The organism is Salinibacterium sp. PAMC 21357, from assembly GCF_000247645.1.
In the GTDB taxonomy this organism is placed as follows: Bacteria; Actinomycetota; Actinomycetes; order Actinomycetales; family Microbacteriaceae; genus Rhodoglobus.
The window spans coordinates 645,352-662,098 of record NZ_AHWA01000002.1 but is presented as its reverse complement, the minus strand read 5'-3'; the positions used below and the strand labels follow the sequence as shown (position 1 = coordinate 662,098).

Sequence of the window (16,747 nt, the reverse complement as noted above, 5' to 3'; positions counted from 1 at the left end):
TACGTGCGCGTCCTTGCCGAACGACTGATCGCTTATCTTCGGCGATCGGAACTCTTCGACTTTAAGCCGAGTTCTTTCGCAGAGAAGCTGCACTCGCCGCGATTTTCGGCCAGTATTCAACTGCACAACCATTTCAAATTGGAGTTTTCCTTGCGCACAGATTTGACGCCGATCGACCTCACTAGCCTCGTTTCGTCGATAGCCTCCGGAGTTTTAGCAATCGTTGCTCTGGCGCTATCTATCGTTTTCTTTATTCTCGCAAAGAGGGACGCTGACCGGTCGTCGGAAAACGCTTCGCAGATTGCTGGCAGCGTTGACCGCCTTGAAAAACTCTTCGACACACTATATTCAGACACTTTTTCGATGATGCGCGATACATACACCGACATGCGAAAGCATGTTTGGAGGGCAGCGCCAGCTAAGAACGACGACGACGCGGAGGAAACGGCGTCGAACGGCGACGCGGGTGCGGGGCTGATGTTGGAGAAAATCGCGGAAGTTTCCGCACAAGTAGGTGTTACCGGCGAGAAGCTCGAAGAGTTTCAGGCGCGACTTCAGCCAGTGCTCGCGGGGGCGCTTGCTGCTGAGGAAGAAAAACGCGAAGCTAAAAAGCCGTCTACGCGTGACCGAATTATTCGGACCGTCCGCATGAGACAGAATTCAAGTAAGCCCGCGACCTTGGCCAGATTGTCAGAAATGATTGGCGTCGATGAAGGAGACTTAGTAACTGAGATCTTCGAACTTGGGCGAATAGGACACTTGGACTGGAATGGCGCCCCGTCCACACTTAGCCAGGATGCAGCACTTCACTATGTGCCGCTCGCGGCTCGCTCCGCAGTTCGATTGCGAATTGCGAGGGCCGAGGCTGAGGCGGAAGCTGAGGCGGAAGCTGACAATAATGGCTAGGGGCCACCGGACTCGCGCGAGAAGGTCGCTTTTCGAATGACCTGAGCCCGATCGCCCTGTGCGAGACGGCGCGGGGTGTGCTGGGGGCCACGAGTTTGGCGGCGCTGGATTGCGTGGTTGCCCTTATGTGGGGTGCCGAAGATTTGGTGGCGTCGCTCGGCGGCTCCTCGTCGCGCGAAGATTCCGGCCCCTACCGTGGTGTCGCGCTGCATGTGCGCTCGTCGGTGCTGCTCGCGGCCGGTGCCTACTCAAAGGCTGTGATTGATGCGGTGCATCTCGACATCGCATACCTCGAGGGTCTCGGTGCTGAAGCTCGGGATGTCGCAGCACTCGGGTTCACGGCCACGGCCTGCATCCATCCCTCTCAGGTCGCTATCGTGCGCGAAAGTTATGCGCCCGCGGTCGAGCAGATCGCCTCAGCACGAGCACTTCTCGCCGCCGCGGAATCGCAGCCCGGAGTCTTCAGCTTCGAGGGGCGCATGGTCGACGGGCCCATCCTGCGGCACGGGGAGTGCGTGCTGGCGCGAGCGTTAAAAGGTCGGCACCGAAAAGCGGTCGGAGCGAATCGACGGCCGGGTGCAGCTTGAATGCGCTGCATTTCTTCATCGTGAATAGTACGTTCAGGCGTAACTCAGAGAAGGGCTATTCAAAAGTAGAGGGGTGCGGAGTAACAATTTGCGAGTTGGAAGCTCTCTACGACTGGCCGCCTAGCAAAGGGGTTGCGGCTTTCTATCGCAACCTAAAGCACACGTCAACTGGCCAGGTAAGGAATACCTTCGCGTTCAAGTATCCGTATCAGCTGCTCATATCGCTGGCCTTCTGGCCAGAACATGAGCAGCCGCTGAGCCCGACTGGCACCAACGTAAAGCACTCGTCGCTGCTCTGAATTCACGTCGTCTTCCCAATCATCGAGCACATGTGAGTTGTTACCGCGAGATTTCGACGCGAGCGCGATCAGAACGGCGTCGAATTCTCCGCCCTTGACTTGATGGATGTTCGACGAGCGCCATCCCAGTGAAGTGTCGGCGAAGAGGCCGTCTACTTGGTCTTTCCAGCGGTCCCACAGATCAGGCTTCGGCTTGGGAAAAACTCGTTTCAAACTCGCTTTCGGTGTGAGGCCGAATGTCGCAAACCCGTCAGTAATGGTGGCCGACAAAGACTGTGCGTAGTCGTCGGGGCTGCGCCATTGCTCGCTTGCCGCCACAAGCCGTTTCGATAGCAGTCGTAGCGCGGCAGGTTCGATTCCGAGCTCCGTTAGCGCGTCTTCCATGGTTGATGTAGGCGGCATGGGTGGATGCTCGATCGCGGACACAAACACTCGATTGAGAGTGTTTAGGGCGGATAGGCGGTGCGAGGCGATTCCACTGCCGCGCAGTTCAAGTATGGCGTCCAATACTCGCCGCGCTGAGGAATTTCCGGTGAGCGCTGGTTGGTGGTGAAGTAGATTTCGGGCATCGGCGGTCGCGTGGGCGAGTACTCGTGAGTCCTGCGGGCTAATGCTGTGGCTCCGAAGGACAGCGTTTGCCATGCCCATGACTTTGTCGCGTTTGGCATTGAAAACGTAAACGTGCGGCGAACCGGTCGGGGCCATTTGAGACGCGACGACAGGGCCTAGCGAGATGCTCCTTAAACTCGTTACGACGTCGCAAACTGCCTTGCTAGAGCGGTGACACTCATTGAGTGAGGCTATTGCGGCATCTGGCAACGTAGATCGGAATTTCTGGTAGAGGTCGTCGACTCTCGCTCGGCGGAACTGGTAAATCGCCTGATCTGGGTCAGCGACAGCCACGATGGTCAGCCCGTGATTTTGCAGGAGTTCCAGAAGCTGGATATCACTTTCATTGCAGTCCTGAAATTCGTCGACGATGAGTTCGAAGAAGCGGCGACGCAGGTTCTTCAGGATTCGAGCTCCTTCAGTTCCGTTCAGCGTTTCGAGCGCGTAGGTGCGCGCAACATCGGCGCTCATTATGCCTGCAGCGGCCAAAGACTGAGTTCGAGCAGCGGCATCATTTGCAAGTTTGTTCTTTGTGAAGGCGGGAAGCTTGTTCCAGATAATGCTCTCGACCCGTGTCAAACGGGTCCCAACAATCTGGAACCGCCCAGCTGGTGTCGGCTCAAATGCGGCTAAGGGGATGCCTGCCCCGCCTGCTGGCGGTCGCAAACGCGAAAAGTGATCGGGCAGATCGTTCCATGATGCGACATAACGAGGTTGTTTGCCCTCCGCCCGCACGAACGAGGGTGTGGTGACGAATCGGTGGAAGAAAGCATCGAAGGTGCCGACGAAATTTGGAGGTTGGAGGAGTTGGGGCTGGCTTCCGCAGCGTTTACGTACTTCATCAATAGCGCTATTGGTAAATGAGACCAGCGAAACGAACTGACCGGGCTGGGAGGCGCCATTACGGTATCGCTCGACCACTGCCCTAGTCTTCCCGGATCCGGGGCCTGCTTCAACCAGCCGTATCGCAGGATTTAGCGTAGCCAGCTGCTGTTTGCTGAGATACTCGTCGGTCACTTCTCAGCCACGAATCGTATTGCCTCCGCAATGTAAGCGGGGACCGTCAGCGTCGTGGTTCCCTGTTTGCTGGCCAATAGCGCGCCCTCCGCGACAACCTGCGCGAAATCGCCTTTGCCGATATCGAGGGAAAGATTGCCCTCAGCCTTACCGCTCGTTTTGATCGCGTTCCCAAAGAGATCCGCACGCTCCCCAGCGGGCAAACCTTCCGCCGCCGCTGACACAGCGTCCCAGTGCGCTGCGGACAACTTGTGAAGCCTTAGAAACGCTGTACGCAGAATAGTTTCGTTGCCCTTCTGCGCGAAGAGGTCGGCTTCCAGCGTTCTTATTCCAACGAATACTTCCAGCTGTTGGTGATCGACCGCATCGGGGAAGGTTTTCCGGTAGACGGCACGTCGTTTGTGTCCAGCTTCGCCATCTGCATCGGTGATGACGGCAAGACGGTCCAACCGATGTGTGTCTCCGCAGAGAAGAAGCTTCAGATATGGGAGGAAGTCGACTCCGTCGATGGCGACAATCGACGCCGATTTGAACTGTCGTAAGGACGTGCGGTTTCGTTCGTTGAGTCGCTCCCGTGTATCTTGCTCTTCCGGCGTCTCTATAGCTGCTGGAGGTATTTGTGCGTACATGATGTCTGCAAAGGTAGGCATGAGCACACTTTCGGCGATGCCTTCGACCAGAACGACGTGGCGTGAAAACAGCAGTGCAGCGCGCGTGCTGTGGAGGTACCGGTCTATCTTGCGGACCTCAGACGCGTCAAGACCAAGACGGCTAATCGATGTCACCCGGGTCGTCCACAAGTCGGCTGCTCTCGAAGATGACTCGACAAGACGCGCAATCAGCTCGGCCCCTTCACCAGGCGTCTCACGATCACCTTCTGTTGCAGAAGAAACCTGCTCCTGCTCTTGTTCCCCCTTCTCTTTCAACAGTTGCGTAGGCGAAGCTGTTGCCTCGAGGGGGTGGCGTGTCACGATGCCGACGTTGTTGACGCTGACAGCACTGGCCAAGACAGGAGAGTGCGTCGTGACGATAACTTGGATTTTTCCTGCCGGCCGCAGGTCCGCTTGGGTTTCACCGCTTTCACGGGCACGATTCATGAGGTAATCCAGTAGGACCGTCTGCAGTTGCGGATGCAGATGTGCCTCCGGCTCTTCCACCAACAGCAACGTCAGATCGTACTCCGAAGCTCGTGAGAGCTGGAGAACGATCATAGATATGTACAGCAAGTTCGCGTAGCCTAAACCGACTTGCCCCACTTCGCCTAGCTGAAGGCCATCCTCGGCCAGTTGAATCCGTAGCAGCCGGGACAAACGACGTAATTCTTGCTCTCTGGACGCTATCCCTACAGTGTGAGCGCGGGCTGGCGGAGTCGCATCACGCATTTGGGCTTGAATACTTCCCGACGCCTTTTTCGGCAGTGGGTGACCCGCGATAGTCGACAGTGCGTCGTTCGCAAAGTTTACAAAATCTTCCTCGCTCGCCTGATCGTTGTCGAGAAGCACCTTAAGGACCTCGAAGAGCTGCGCCCCGTCACCAGCGTCGAGATCTTTGACCGCATCCCGTAGAGGCGGTAGGTAGACGTGAGCTATGCGTCGCCGAGCAGAAGGCTCCGGATCGTCAACGCAGGCATCCCCGATGGAAGTCGACTGAACATTTCGTCGCGGGACGGCTTCCCCCGTTGCCCAAGCTGTCCCGAAAACGAGATTGTCTTCACCGTCTACTAGATGTGCCAAATAAACCGCCTGCTCCGTCTCTGAGAGGCCGGTGAAAACTAACTTTGCCGATACTGCTTCGCCTTCGGGGGCAGTTCGATGAACGTCACGTTCTCGGTCGAACCACAGACTGGACCGCCCAGATGCGGGATATGTTGCCAAGCGAATTCCGTCGACTAAAGCACTCTTGCCTGCTGCGTTTTCCCCAACCAAGACTGTCAAGTGGGGATCGAGGTGCAAGGACGTTCCCGCACAGGCTCTGTAATTGGATAGGTCGAGTTGCGACAGCCACATAGTTCTCCCTATTGCCCTTAGTGCCTCCCCAGTTAAGCCGAGACGATCTCAATGTTGGCACGGCTTGTGTTTCGTTGGCGGTTTAGACACACACGGCGGATCTTGATTTCCTCTGAGGTCGCAGGCTTTTGGCTGCCCTATATCGCTTCCCAACCGCCTCGATTCCCATTGGGTTCAAGTCAGATTTAGTGCGAACTGTCGCGCTTGGCTGAACCGGCGAGTCTCAGTAGGGCACGCCATGCCGTTAAGAGACCGAGGACACAATCAGTGTTCCCCTGAACATTTAATGCAATCAAAACGGCGATCCAGTGCGAAGGGCGGTGTCAGCTTCCGCGCACCGCGACTCTCGCTCCCAATGAGCTGAAATATTTCGTGGATGTCGACGCGCAATGAGGCGAGAGCACTGGTTGACTGTGCTTATGACGATTTCCGAGAATCCTGTGTGGTCTGATAGCCCACGGTCCAAAGCTGACATCGGTGGACGCGCCGCGTTCGCGGCCGCAGTCGCCGCTCGCATTAACGCCGCCCCGATGGGGAGCAGCTCCACGGTTTATGGATTGGTCGGGCCTTGGGGCAGCGGGAAGACGACGTTGCTGCGGGACATCGAGGATCGAGTGACAGGGGAGACTGTGTGGTTTAGCCCCTGGTCGGCCGCCGACGTAGCTGCGATTACCAGTGAATTTGTTGCGGCTCTTTCTGAAGCATTCCCTCAGGCGAAGGACCTCAAATCGAGGCTTCTCGGGTATTCACGATTTGGTGTACCAGCGCTGAAAGCGATTCCCTTCGCCGGTGAAGCGGTATCTGGTGTTGCGGCCAAGGCGTTCGAAGAGTTAACGCCACCCTCGGCCTGGCACACAGAATTCCAACATATCTCCGAACAGATCCAGCATCTGGGCAAGCAGGTGCTCGTCATCGTGGATGATGTCGATCGTCTTGATGCGAATGATCTTCGGGCGCTCTTAAGAGTTATTCGGCTACTTGGCCGCTTCAACAACGTTCATTACCTCATCGCCTATGACCAAATGACGATCGACCAACTTCTGACGTCAAGCGGAATGGTCGGACGAAGTTCCGATTTCATGGAGAAAATTGTCCAATATCCATTCGAAATCCCACCAACTCCGGCAGCCGAGAGAAGAAGGTGGGCTCGCGCGTCCGTAACCGTTGCAGTGCCCGAGCACGCACAGTTGTCTGATGATTTTAGGGCTCCTACAGAAAGTCTCATCGGGATTCTCGCGGCAGGAATTGAGACGCCCCGGTCGGCCGAACGTCTTCGCGAGCAACTCGCTATCTTCGCGGGTCTTGCTTCCCAAGCCGAACTCGACGGGTTAGATTTCGTCGCAATCTCATGGCTTCGCATTGCGCACCATAACGTATGGGAACACGTTCGCTCGCACAGAGAAGTATTTTGTGGCTGGCGCAACACCTCAGAGGACGCGACACGTTCGGAGCAGCAGGTTGCGATAAGTGAATTAGTTTCTGCGAGCAGCGCCAAAGCCGTTTGGGACGCCGTGCTTTTCCTCTTCGACAGCTCGAACGAACTGCTCGCGCCCGTTGGGCGAAAGCGGGGGATACGTTCACCCCGATACTTCGATCGATATTTCTTACTTGGCCTCGCTGAGGACGATGTTAGCGACGCTCAGACGGATGCCGCTGTTGAGCAAATTATCGCGGGCACGAGCACGAGCGCTGAGATTGAGATCTTTGGGGGTATTATTCTGGGCGACGACGCCGAACGGGCAGCTCTTGCCCTGCGTGTCGGGCGCGACTCCCGTCGCGATGACACTCCGAGCATCGCCATGGTCGACTTTTTGTCTGCGCAGCGGCAGGATTTGGACCGCACCAACCGCCTTCATGACTTTCGACAAGCCGGCCTCGAAAGGTGGCTTGCAAGAGAAGTTGCCCTTGCGCTGGCTTCTGGGGACTTGGACGTGGAACATGCTGTCGCGCAGTTCGGGTACGAACTCTTGATTGCCAGCGCCCATGGGATAAGAGGTGTCAGCCGTGGGAGCGAAAATCTTATCAAGGCGGCCTTTTCCGGCGTAGCCCGAGAGTGGACCGAGACCGCGGGGAAGCAGACACTTGACGAAGTTCTGGCGCGACCAGAAATGTACTCTATGCTCAGCTTCTGCGCATGGTTAGGCAGTGATATAGGTCGTGGAGTGCTTGAACGCTCGATCAGCGGCGCCGAGGATCTCGTTCGTGTGGCTGAAAAATTCGTGACTTATTCAGAGACACTCGGATACCGAACCGAGTACGACGTTAGATTTAGAGAGGCTGCGTTTCGATTCGCAGTTGGAGACGAGCTTTCTGCGGAACGCCTCGCGGAGCTTCCTGACCTCGACGACAGCTTGGACTATGAGATAACCGATCGACTGACCCGCGATCTGGAGATCGCTGAACTTCGCGACTATGTGGTCCGTCAACTTCGTGGACTGGCTCTCTCGGACAAGGTCACTTAACTCGGTCAAGAAGACCCACGGACTGGGTTGAAAGATGATCGGCATATTCCGCCCGCAGCCCTGTGCGGGTTCTTAGCAACTTATCCCTGTTTAGTACTAGGGGTGCCAAGCATCGAGCAATGCGATCTCCTCGCGTCTAGACATTAAGGCGAATGAAGTCGGCTGAAATTGCGTCTCCGACGGAAGGTTTCCTAAGACCGGCTCGGCGGGCCGAACGCGACGCTTTTACGTCGGCGAACAATTGTCGGTTCTGTGCGCCGTTCAGCCATCTGAACTATGCTCGCGCAGGTGGCAAAGAAGTTTGCGGTTTACGCGCGCGCTATCGTCCCCTCGTGCTAAGGAAAACTGCTATCTCCAGCCGCCGCTTTTCTTCCTCTCCTGCTGGCTGATTGCTGCGACGCATCGCCTACACAAATGTCGGCAGGGCCCCTGGCGCGCGCCAATGCTGGTTCGAAGTCAATTACGTCATGCCCTGGCTTCGCGAGTTCGGTCGCTAACAGGGGCGAGAGCGATTCCTAGGTCGGTGAACTTTCGGGTTCGATTTTCGATACTTTCCCTGAGGATGTCGATGCAGCCGCGCTGTCTGCCGACGATATCGCGCGCGAGCGGATGCTGAAATATATCGATGAACTGCCCTACGACTACTCGCTCACGTCGAGAACAGGGCCTGCGAGGCTTGCGAATTTACGACACGAGGTTGCACGCGCCTGTCACGCAGCGGATGCACCGATCTCGTCTCTAAGCGTCGGAAGCTAGACCCCGGACGAAGGCCCTATGGTGAGATCGATGCCTTCTCGTTCTCATCGACGGAGGCGCTCAAGGTCCGCCAACGCATTTGCGCAGCGGTAGTTACTTGCCTGCAACGTACTCTATGGCCTCGTCGGCATACCGGAGCAATGCTTCTAGCCGAATGACGATTTCCAGGCCGTTCCCAAGCCGTTGCGAAGGTTCAGCACACGGTCGACTAGCGGGTCAGTCCTGATGGCTAAATCCTGGCATAGGGATCGCTGCTGCCTCCCGCTTGAGGTGTTACTACACGCTTTCCTCCGGTGCGGTTCAACCTGATCAACTCTGGCTCTGACGATGGCGTTGCGTCTCGGGTGGGGCCATCAATCCGGCACCGCGAAGATGCCTACTCCTCAAATGCACTAACCGAGGTGTGCGCGGCGCGGTCGAAGTGCGCCCAGATTTCGGCGTCGCCGACCGGCGAGAGTTCGAGGGCGTTAATATATGCCGCAACCAGCGGTAACGGGCGTTCGGGTTCAGCTGGAAGAGCACGTGGCGCACGCGCAGGTGGGGGTGTCCGTGCTCCTGGCTGTACGTGTTCGGACCGCCCTAATACAGTTCCAGGAAACCGGGAGACGTTGGGTCGCTCCCTCAAGGCCGGGCTGTTCCGGATACATCGGCAGCAGCACCTCATCGTTGGCGATCCCGACGTAGAGCTCACGAACGAGCTTCTCGAAGGTGCTGAGGGCTACAGACCGCGCAGCTTCTCTCGCAGCTGGTCAACAGTGGGTGCGCCGGCAAAGCCATCCGGGGTGACATAGCGGCGGCAGGCAAGCCCGAACGGGGCATCCGCCTGGGCAAAGGGATCCACACCATCGAAGAGGATGCTCGGTGACCCGCGGAACCCCACGCGCTCAGCTTCTTCGACCGTGTCGACCAGGTGTCGCGACACCGTGATCTCCGGGAACTCTTGTACGAGTTCGGTGATGTGCTGATCGGCAACCTTCCAGTTGGGGCAGCTCTCGAAGTATTGCAGCGTGATCTCCATACCCTCACGGTAACCCCTGACGTGCGCGGGAAGCCGAAACGTTGACCAATGCCGCGACCGAGCGCAGAAGCCACAAACGTGACGACGAACATCCAATATCACCTTTAGGGCGGCTAAAGTAGATTTAGCGCACCAGTCACCTACGTTAGGAGCAGTTCTCATGGCCTTCTTCGTTGACCTGCTCTGGAACCCTCAGGATGCCGCACACCTCAGTCGCAAAGACCGAGCGCCCGGTCGCTACCGTGCCTACGTGCCCGATGAACTGGGGGAGCAGCTTCCTCAGCTCGGCCAAGAAGCCCAGCAAGCGGCAGAAGATGCGCTCGCGGTTCTCTCCCGCGCCGACGAGAGAATCGGCGCACGCGGTGGGTACCTCAACCACCTGCTGATCCGCTCCGAAAGCATCTCCTCATCCTGGATCGAAGGCAACCGGGTCACCCCCAAGAAACTTGCGATCGCAGAATTACTCCAACACGGAACCCGCGTTGCCTTGGATGTTGTGGCCAACGTCCGCGCCACGGAGGAAGCAATCGCCTCTCTCGCCGACCGAGAACGCCCCGTCACGACGGCTGACCTTGAACAGCTGCAGCACGTGATTGAACCCGGGTTAGACGAGGGTTTGCGCACCGAGCAGAACTGGGTGGGCGGAGCCGGCTGGAGCCCGCTCCGCGCCGACTTTGTACCCCCGCCAGAATCTGAAGTGCGACGGCTCGTCGACGATCTCAGCCGTTTCGTGACCGCAACCCACGGGAACCCTGTCGTGCGCGCAGCGATCGCCCATGCGCAATTCGAAACCATTCACTCCTTTATCGACGGCAACGGCCGAACCGGGCGTGCCCTCATCCACACCGTTCTTCGCCGCACGGATGCTCTCAGAAACACCCTCATCCCCATCAGCACTGTCTTCGCCGGCGACGTCAATGACTACGTAGCAGGGCTCACCGCGTACCGAAAAGACCCACCCCGACTGGATGACTGGATCATCGCATTCGCGAACGCCGCCGAGCTTGCCGCAGCAAATGCAGTGCGACTCTCTGACGACATCGCTGCGCTCGATGATGAAATCCGAGACGCGTTGGTTCGGTACCGGCAAGCCGAAGGTGTCTCGCCGGCAACGCCTCGCCGCGATGCCGTCATCCTGCGCATTCTCGACGCGTTAGCCACCGAACCAGTGCTCACGATCGAAACGGTCGCAGCGCGGCACCGCGTTTCTCCCGCCGCGGCGCACCGAGCACTCGTGCAACTCGCGGAAGCTGGCATCCTGGGCCGCAACAAGGACCACAAAGGCAAGCTGATTTGCTGGACCGCCGACCGACACCTAGCGCTCGTCGCGCTCACCGAACGCAGCAACCGAGTCGGCGGCGGAGACACCGAACACCAACGCCCGCGCCGCGGCCCGGACGCGCCAGACCCGACACAGACTGGGTTGCTGCGAGCGAACCCGAAGGATCACGCGACTCCAGAGTTACGTCGTTCGTTGATCAGAACTCGCAGATCTCGGTGAGCTCATCCGACAGCAGGACCGTGTGGAGGAGATCGCGCAGATCGTCGGCGTCAACCGAGATGTCGTGGCTGCTCTACCGCGATTGACCGTCTAAACGGTTCATCCCTGCTACTCGTCCGTAGTAGTTTCGAAGACCTGATAGGTGACGCGCTGTTCATCTTCGTCGGCATACGCGCTAACAGTGATCTGGTAGGCGTCGTTGGAGAACATGCCCATGATCAGGTAGGAGTCACTCCACAGGCTCTCCTCGAACCCCGCGTCAACAATCGTCTTCCGCGCCGCGTTGACAGACGATCTTGCGTCATCGACGATGAAAGTCACCGTCCATGTTTGTTGGCCATCGATCGTGAGGCCAACAGCCGCTTCAATGTTTCCGTCGACGATCGGCACCTCGTCCGGAAAGTCCTCGGGCATCGTTCCGTCGGCATCGATGTCTATATCGCTCCCCGTGGCTCCTTCAATAAGCTTTTCTGCACCCTCTTCAGCGATGCCACTGCCGATCTTGTCAGTTAGCTGGTCAATGGGGTTGGCAAAGCACCCGCTGAGCGACAGAGTTGTCGCCAGAGCTACCGCCACGATTGTGGACTTGGTTAAGGTGGTGTGTGTTGTCATAGCTGCCGGCGGGCCGGACCCTCTTTTCTCATTGATGATCGCTGATCCTGTAGCGCGGCGCCGCCTTCAATTTCCGAACCAACGGCAGCGCCAGTAGCTTCCAGCACACCATCTAGCGCTCACAACTCGCTCACACAGGGCTGATCCAGTGTTGAAGGCTGCAGGTGGTCGCTCACAGGCAAACGGACGAAGGCACAAGACTGTTGCGCATCCGCTGAGGGCGACGCCTGAACTGAACACGAGCGCTAAGGACTAGGCGCGAGTGAATGTTGTCCGTTCTTCATCGTTGCCTTTCTAGAGACTGATTTGGTGCTCACTGCGTGCGCAGGGTGTAGTGAATGCTGGTGTCGGCATCGGTCGTGCGCTCGGGGCCGACAGCGACAACGAGGGAGTATCCAGGCTTCTGGGCCCTGCTGATGGTGTTGGAGCCTTCCACCGATCTATCGATAAGTTCCCAATCTGAGTCCTCGAACTGATCTCTGACGACCATATTGACGATGGTCAGTGCGTGACCGGTGACGTACTCACCCACGAAAAACTGATCGGTTCCCGTGACGGCGGCCACCTCGAGCGCACACGGATAGAAAGGAACATCGAGAGTGGAAAGGTTCTGGGGGATCGGCGCCTCATCGGTGAACTCGGTGTCACCGCAGGCCACGGTGCCGCCGAGGTCTTGCGACTTCAGCGCGGGGTCAGCCAGAACCTCAGCATCATCGCTCGAAGCGTCAGGACTCACCGACGTGGCCGAATCTGACGGGGTTGACGCATCAGACGACGCACCGTCGCCCGATGCACATGCCGCGCTGCTGAGTATGACTACGGTCCCGAGGACGAGGCCCCGCCACAAGGCTCCAGCTGAAGATCGATGCATGATGCCCTTCACTATTAGTCCGCGAACAAATGCTGATCCTCAAGGCAACCCGATGCCACTCACATTCCGCTCACACTTTATTGCCGCTGGGCAGCGCAGACCGGCGTGAGCCGAATGTGGGCGTCGGCTGGTGGAATATCAGATGATGTCGCTCATCAGCGGACAGCGCTTCACAGAATCCCACTGCAGCAGCATCTTAAAGAACGCGGCCATCGTGTCTCAATGAAGAGCAAGGGTGCACCGCACCGGACGATCAACGTCGCAGGATCAAGCTACCCACGAGACCAGAGCAGGCTTTTCGGTGAGCAACTGCGCGACGGCGGAACGCTGATGTTTCAATCGGTCTGGCAGATCCTCAGTGCCGGAACTCGCGATCAAGGACACCCAAGTATCCGCCGCGGTTGCTACGAGCCCCAGTTCATGTGCCTCGCGAGCAATCTTGTTGAGTTCGGTCGCGTCCCCAGCGACAGTTGCTTCACCGTGACGCAAGAGCAGGGTGAGTAGACCGCCGCCAGCTATAGCATGTGCCTCGCCTAGAACCACCACAGCGTCGTCCATTTTGCAGCCTATGCGGATCGCGCAATGCGCAAGCATCCCAGCAAAGTAGGTGTGCTGTGCCCAGAGCAACCACTGCGCCGTCTCCACCAGAGTGTGTGCCGCCTCTTCGCGATGCCCTTGGGCCCAGGCGATTCGCGCCTCAGCCCAAGCGCGGAGCATTACGACTTTGGGGTCGCTGGACGCCGCCGTGGGAATGCGATCGAACATGACTCGCGACTCCGCGCCAGGGTGCCCTGCGGCCAGAGCGCTTGCCGCAGTGAGTGCTTGTGCAGCGGGGAGGAGACCGGTCGTATCACGCCATTCGAGGTGCCCGACGGCAGACAAAGCAAGTGCGTGCGCCTGCGACGCATCCCCGGAAAGCAACTCGCTGAAACCGAGCGCATACTCCCACTGCCCCAGCGACTCAAGGGCACGGGTGCTAGCCTCAACGATCTTCTGCCGAAGTCGATGCTGAGCCGCAACAACGTCACCCGAGTTGGACAAAGCCATAATCTCGGTAAGGGCGATGAGGGCAGCGCCACCGGGAACCAAATCGATGGTTTCTTCGGGAATCTGGTGAAGGTGCGCGAGTGCCCGATGAGTTTCATCAAGCGGGCCTGTGATCACTCCTGAAACGCCGACGATCATCAGCCCCGAAGCATCCGCAACATCGGAGGTTATCGAGGGAGGCGGCATAACCTTGCCGCCCATCCCTGCCACCGCAGACCAGCGCATCCGGCCGCGGTGAAGTTGAGCTAATTCGCCCGGCGCTTCGACCACGCTGAGCGCTCGTTCGACAATTTCTAGTGCGCTCCTTGGGTTCTGAAGCCGAAGACCGCTGTGCTGCGCATGAGCCAACGCGACGGCCGTGATTTCAGCCTCGGAAGCAGCGTAACGGTGTGCGTTGCCAAAATGAGCGTCAGCAGCATCCAACATTCTTAGTGCCGAAACCGCGAGTCCGGCGAGCCTGTACGCGTGAACATTCTTGGGATCCTGTGTGATCACGGCTTCGAGAGCTCGGAGGGCGAGACGTTCATCGAACGCTCCAAGGGCCATTTCGGCAAGCGCCATCGTCGCAGGGATATCTACAGGGTCGCCAAGATCGAGCGCCAGAATATGAGCACGGAGTTGCGCCCGTGGCATGTCTGAGGCTAAATCGCTCTTCAGAACTTGCACAACTTCGCGGGTGAGGTCCTTCCACAAAGCTTTCGAGAATCGGGCGCGAAGAACCTCAGACTCCAGTGGATTCGTGAGGCGCCACCGCCCGCCATCGGACAACACCAGCACATCTGCGCGCGCCAGAATACGTCGCTGCGCAGCCCCCAGAGCCTCACCGGGATATTCGCCGGCGATAGCCACTAGCGCCGCGGCTTCCACACTCGCATCCTCGAGCCCGTCGAACCGCGCGCCAACCAGTTGCGCTAGCCGAGGCGACGGGACGGGATTTCCCCGCAGTTCCCAGCAGTGTTCGGTCTGCACTAATAGCCCGTCCGTCAGCGAACCGGCGATGATCTCGCGCACATGAAAAGGGTTACCCGCGGCAGCGTCGAGGATGCTCAACCGCGAGTCAGGCGTCAGAGGTCCTCCGGTGATACCGACGGCCAGCTCGTAGGCCTCCACGTCGCTCAGCTTCTGGACTGAGACCTCAGTGAGTTCGCCGCTGTCGTACAGAGTTCGTATCTCGGCCGGAGCATCGGTCAGGCTCCGCGTGACCAAGATCGTCGGGACACGAGAGGTGCTGATGAGCTGAGTAACGACGAAGAGGGACGACTCATCTAACAGATTCACATTGTCGACGAGCAGAACCGTAGTTGATCGGTGACGAGTGAAAGAATCGATCAAGGCGGCAGGCGTTCTCCATCCCTCTGAGAAGGAACCCGCAGTACCGGCAAAAACTCCGAGCGGTATCGAACGGCTGAGCGTGCTTGCGGACAAAAATGGTGCCAGACAGTGCTGAGCCTCGAACCGTGCCCGAACTGCCCGGAGCAGATGGGTCTTCCCGATTCCTGCAGGTCCGGTGACAATCAATGCTCGGTGCTGCTTCACTAAAGTCGCGAGCGTATCCGTGTCATTCGAGCTCAAAGTCACGCCTATGGAGGGAGGTCGCCCAAGTTCCCTGTTGATGGGTGAGAAGACCGGCGTTGCTACCGGGAGGCGTAAGAGCGATTCTGACGGCTGTTCTTGCAGAATGCGCACATGCAGCTGCCCAAGTTCGCCACTAGGCTCCACACCGAGCCGATCGGTGGACATCGCGCGGGCGCGCGCAAACACGTCGAGAGCCTCTTGCGCGCGACCACGTCGATACAGCGCAGTCATCAACTGACCCCAGTGCCGCTCAAGCAGGGGACTCTCCTCGACCAGCGCGGCAAGTTCAGGAATAGCAGTGGACTCGCGGCCAAGTGAAAGATCGATATCGATGCGATCTGCCAGCGCCGAAGCCCGCAATTTCTCAAGTCGTGCTGATTCTGCCTGAAGCGCCAAGGATTCTGGTAAATCAGCGAAAGCGGCCCCGCGCCATAGCTCGAGCGCCTCGTGAAAACGTTCAGATGCCTGGACGAGACCACCGTCGGCGAGAAGCCAGCCGCCTTCTTCCGTCAGATTCTCGAAACGCATTGTGTCAGTGTGAAAACCTGTCGGGGCAAGACTGTAACCCCCGTTAACGAACCCAATATCGAGCGAAGGAAGAGCTGACCTCAACCGAGACACGCGCGCTTGTAACGCATGAGCAGGATCACGAGGAGCAGTCTCATCCCACAAATCACCGCACAATCGGGATGGAGAAAGAGGGCGGCCTCGAGCAACGACCAGCTGAGCGAGAAGTGCTTGCTGCTTGGCTCCACCGAGACGGTAACTGTGCCCATCCCGATGAACTTCTACCGGCCCGAGAACGAGGATATCCAGCATCAGCACACCCCCCAACCGTCGCGCGTGAGATCAGGCTAGCAAAGTTCAACTGCCCTTAGGCGGAAAGGCGGCCACGACCTCGATTGGCCCACTCCTTAGCAGCGGCTATTCCTCAAACGTGTTGACCATGGCGTGCGCGGCACGGTCGAGGTATGCCCAGATTTCGGCGTCGTAGAGCGGCGGCAATTCGAGAGTGTCGAGAGCGTTGCGCATGTGGTGCAACCAGCGGTCACGGGCATCCGGGTTCACATTGAAGGGCATGTGGCGCTGGCGTAGGCGGGGTGTCCGCGTTCCTGGCTGTACGTGTTCGGGCCGCCCCAATACTGTTCCAGAAAACCTGTCAGCCGCTGGATAGCACCCTCAAGGTCGGGCTGCTCCGGGTACATCGGCAGCAGCACCTCGTCGGTGGCCACGCCCACGTAGAACTCGCGCACGAGCTTCTCGAACGTGGTGCGACCGCCGATGAGTTCTCACATCGAGTCGGCCGGAGCATCCGGAGTCACTGCCGGCTTCGCAATGATGCGAATCTTGGGGCGCTTCGCGGGCTCAGCTGCATTGTGTGGGTTGGGGTGGTCCGAGCCGACAGCGATACCGTGAATAGAAGGGACCGCGTGCCGGCCGCGGGCGCTGCGTGCGCTATATGTTGGGTCTAGACGCAATTC

10 protein-coding genes and 4 pseudogenes are annotated in these 16,747 nt (G+C 58.5%); 5 read left to right on the top strand and 9 right to left on the bottom strand.

Annotated elements, in window-relative coordinates:
• Nucleotides 1–3: 3 nt before the first annotated feature.
• Together ON14_RS15770 and ON14_RS03125 are read left to right on the top strand one after the other, a co-directional pair.
• Complete coding sequence (locus ON14_RS15770) at nucleotides 4–906, top strand: hypothetical protein (RefSeq protein ID WP_010203095.1); 903 nt, start codon at nucleotides 4–6, stop codon at nucleotides 904–906.
• 38 nt (nucleotides 907–944) lie between these two features.
• A pseudogene (locus tag ON14_RS03125) lies at nucleotides 945–1,493 on the top strand (HpcH/HpaI aldolase/citrate lyase family protein); the annotation flags it as partial.
• Nucleotides 1,494–1,657: 164 nt separating this feature from the next.
• Here ON14_RS03125 and ON14_RS03120 read toward each other — a convergent pair.
• Together ON14_RS03120 and ON14_RS16085 are read right to left on the bottom strand one after the other, a co-directional pair.
• A complete protein-coding gene (locus ON14_RS03120; RefSeq protein ID WP_081503501.1) occupies nucleotides 1,658–3,418 on the bottom strand; it encodes a UvrD-helicase domain-containing protein in 1,761 nt (586 codons plus the stop codon).
• A pseudogene (locus tag ON14_RS16085) lies at nucleotides 3,415–4,665 on the bottom strand (ATP-dependent nuclease); the annotation flags it as partial. The pseudogene ON14_RS16085 and the gene ON14_RS03120, both read right to left, overlap by 4 nt.
• Before the next feature lie 141 nt (nucleotides 4,666–4,806).
• Between ON14_RS16085 and ON14_RS16080 the strand changes: the two are divergent.
• Nucleotides 4,807–4,983, top strand: a complete 177-nt coding sequence (locus tag ON14_RS16080) for a hypothetical protein (RefSeq protein ID WP_237719659.1) — start codon at nucleotides 4,807–4,809, stop codon at nucleotides 4,981–4,983.
• Between the two features lie 252 nt (nucleotides 4,984–5,235).
• Here the strand turns inward: ON14_RS16080 and ON14_RS16490 are convergent.
• Nucleotides 5,236–5,424 (bottom strand): annotated as a pseudogene (locus ON14_RS16490) (AAA family ATPase); the annotation flags it as partial.
• A gap of 419 nt (nucleotides 5,425–5,843) precedes the next feature.
• Here ON14_RS16490 and ON14_RS03110 point away from each other — a divergent pair.
• Complete coding sequence (locus ON14_RS03110; protein ID WP_010203087.1) at nucleotides 5,844–7,886, top strand: KAP family P-loop NTPase fold protein; 2,043 nt, start codon at nucleotides 5,844–5,846, stop codon at nucleotides 7,884–7,886.
• A 1,065-nt stretch (nucleotides 7,887–8,951) separates the two neighbouring features.
• Here ON14_RS03110 and ON14_RS16370 read toward each other — a convergent pair.
• Nucleotides 8,952–9,173, bottom strand: a complete 222-nt coding sequence (locus tag ON14_RS16370) for a hypothetical protein (RefSeq protein WP_337459747.1) — start codon at nucleotides 9,171–9,173, stop codon at nucleotides 8,952–8,954.
• 187 nt (nucleotides 9,174–9,360) lie between these two features.
• Nucleotides 9,361–9,660, bottom strand: coding sequence for an alkylmercury lyase (locus ON14_RS03105; protein ID WP_010203086.1), 300 nt, complete (start codon nucleotides 9,658–9,660; stop codon nucleotides 9,361–9,363).
• Nucleotides 9,661–9,820: 160 nt separating this feature from the next.
• Here ON14_RS03105 and ON14_RS03100 point away from each other — a divergent pair, with 160 nt between their 5' ends.
• Entirely contained in the window at nucleotides 9,821–11,161 is a 1,341-nt protein-coding gene (locus ON14_RS03100) for a Fic family protein (RefSeq protein ID WP_010203085.1), read from the top strand.
• Nucleotides 11,162–11,269: 108 nt separating this feature from the next.
• Here ON14_RS03100 and ON14_RS03095 read toward each other — a convergent pair whose 3' ends face one another.
• The 4 genes and pseudogenes from ON14_RS03095 to ON14_RS03080 all read right to left on the bottom strand — a co-directional run bounded on the left by ON14_RS03095 (nucleotide 11,270) and on the right by ON14_RS03080 (nucleotide 16,498).
• Entirely contained in the window at nucleotides 11,270–11,773 is a 504-nt protein-coding gene (locus tag ON14_RS03095; RefSeq protein ID WP_010203084.1) for a hypothetical protein, read from the bottom strand.
• 313 nt (nucleotides 11,774–12,086) lie between these two features.
• Nucleotides 12,087–12,509, bottom strand: a complete 423-nt coding sequence (locus tag ON14_RS03090; protein ID WP_141629910.1) for a hypothetical protein — start codon at nucleotides 12,507–12,509, stop codon at nucleotides 12,087–12,089.
• A gap of 402 nt (nucleotides 12,510–12,911) precedes the next feature.
• A complete protein-coding gene (locus ON14_RS03085; RefSeq protein WP_010203082.1) occupies nucleotides 12,912–15,794 on the bottom strand; it encodes an AfsR/SARP family transcriptional regulator in 2,883 nt (960 codons plus the stop codon).
• Between the two features lie 396 nt (nucleotides 15,795–16,190).
• Nucleotides 16,191–16,498: pseudogene (locus ON14_RS03080) on the bottom strand (globin domain-containing protein).
• Nucleotides 16,499–16,747: the final 249 nt, after the last annotated feature.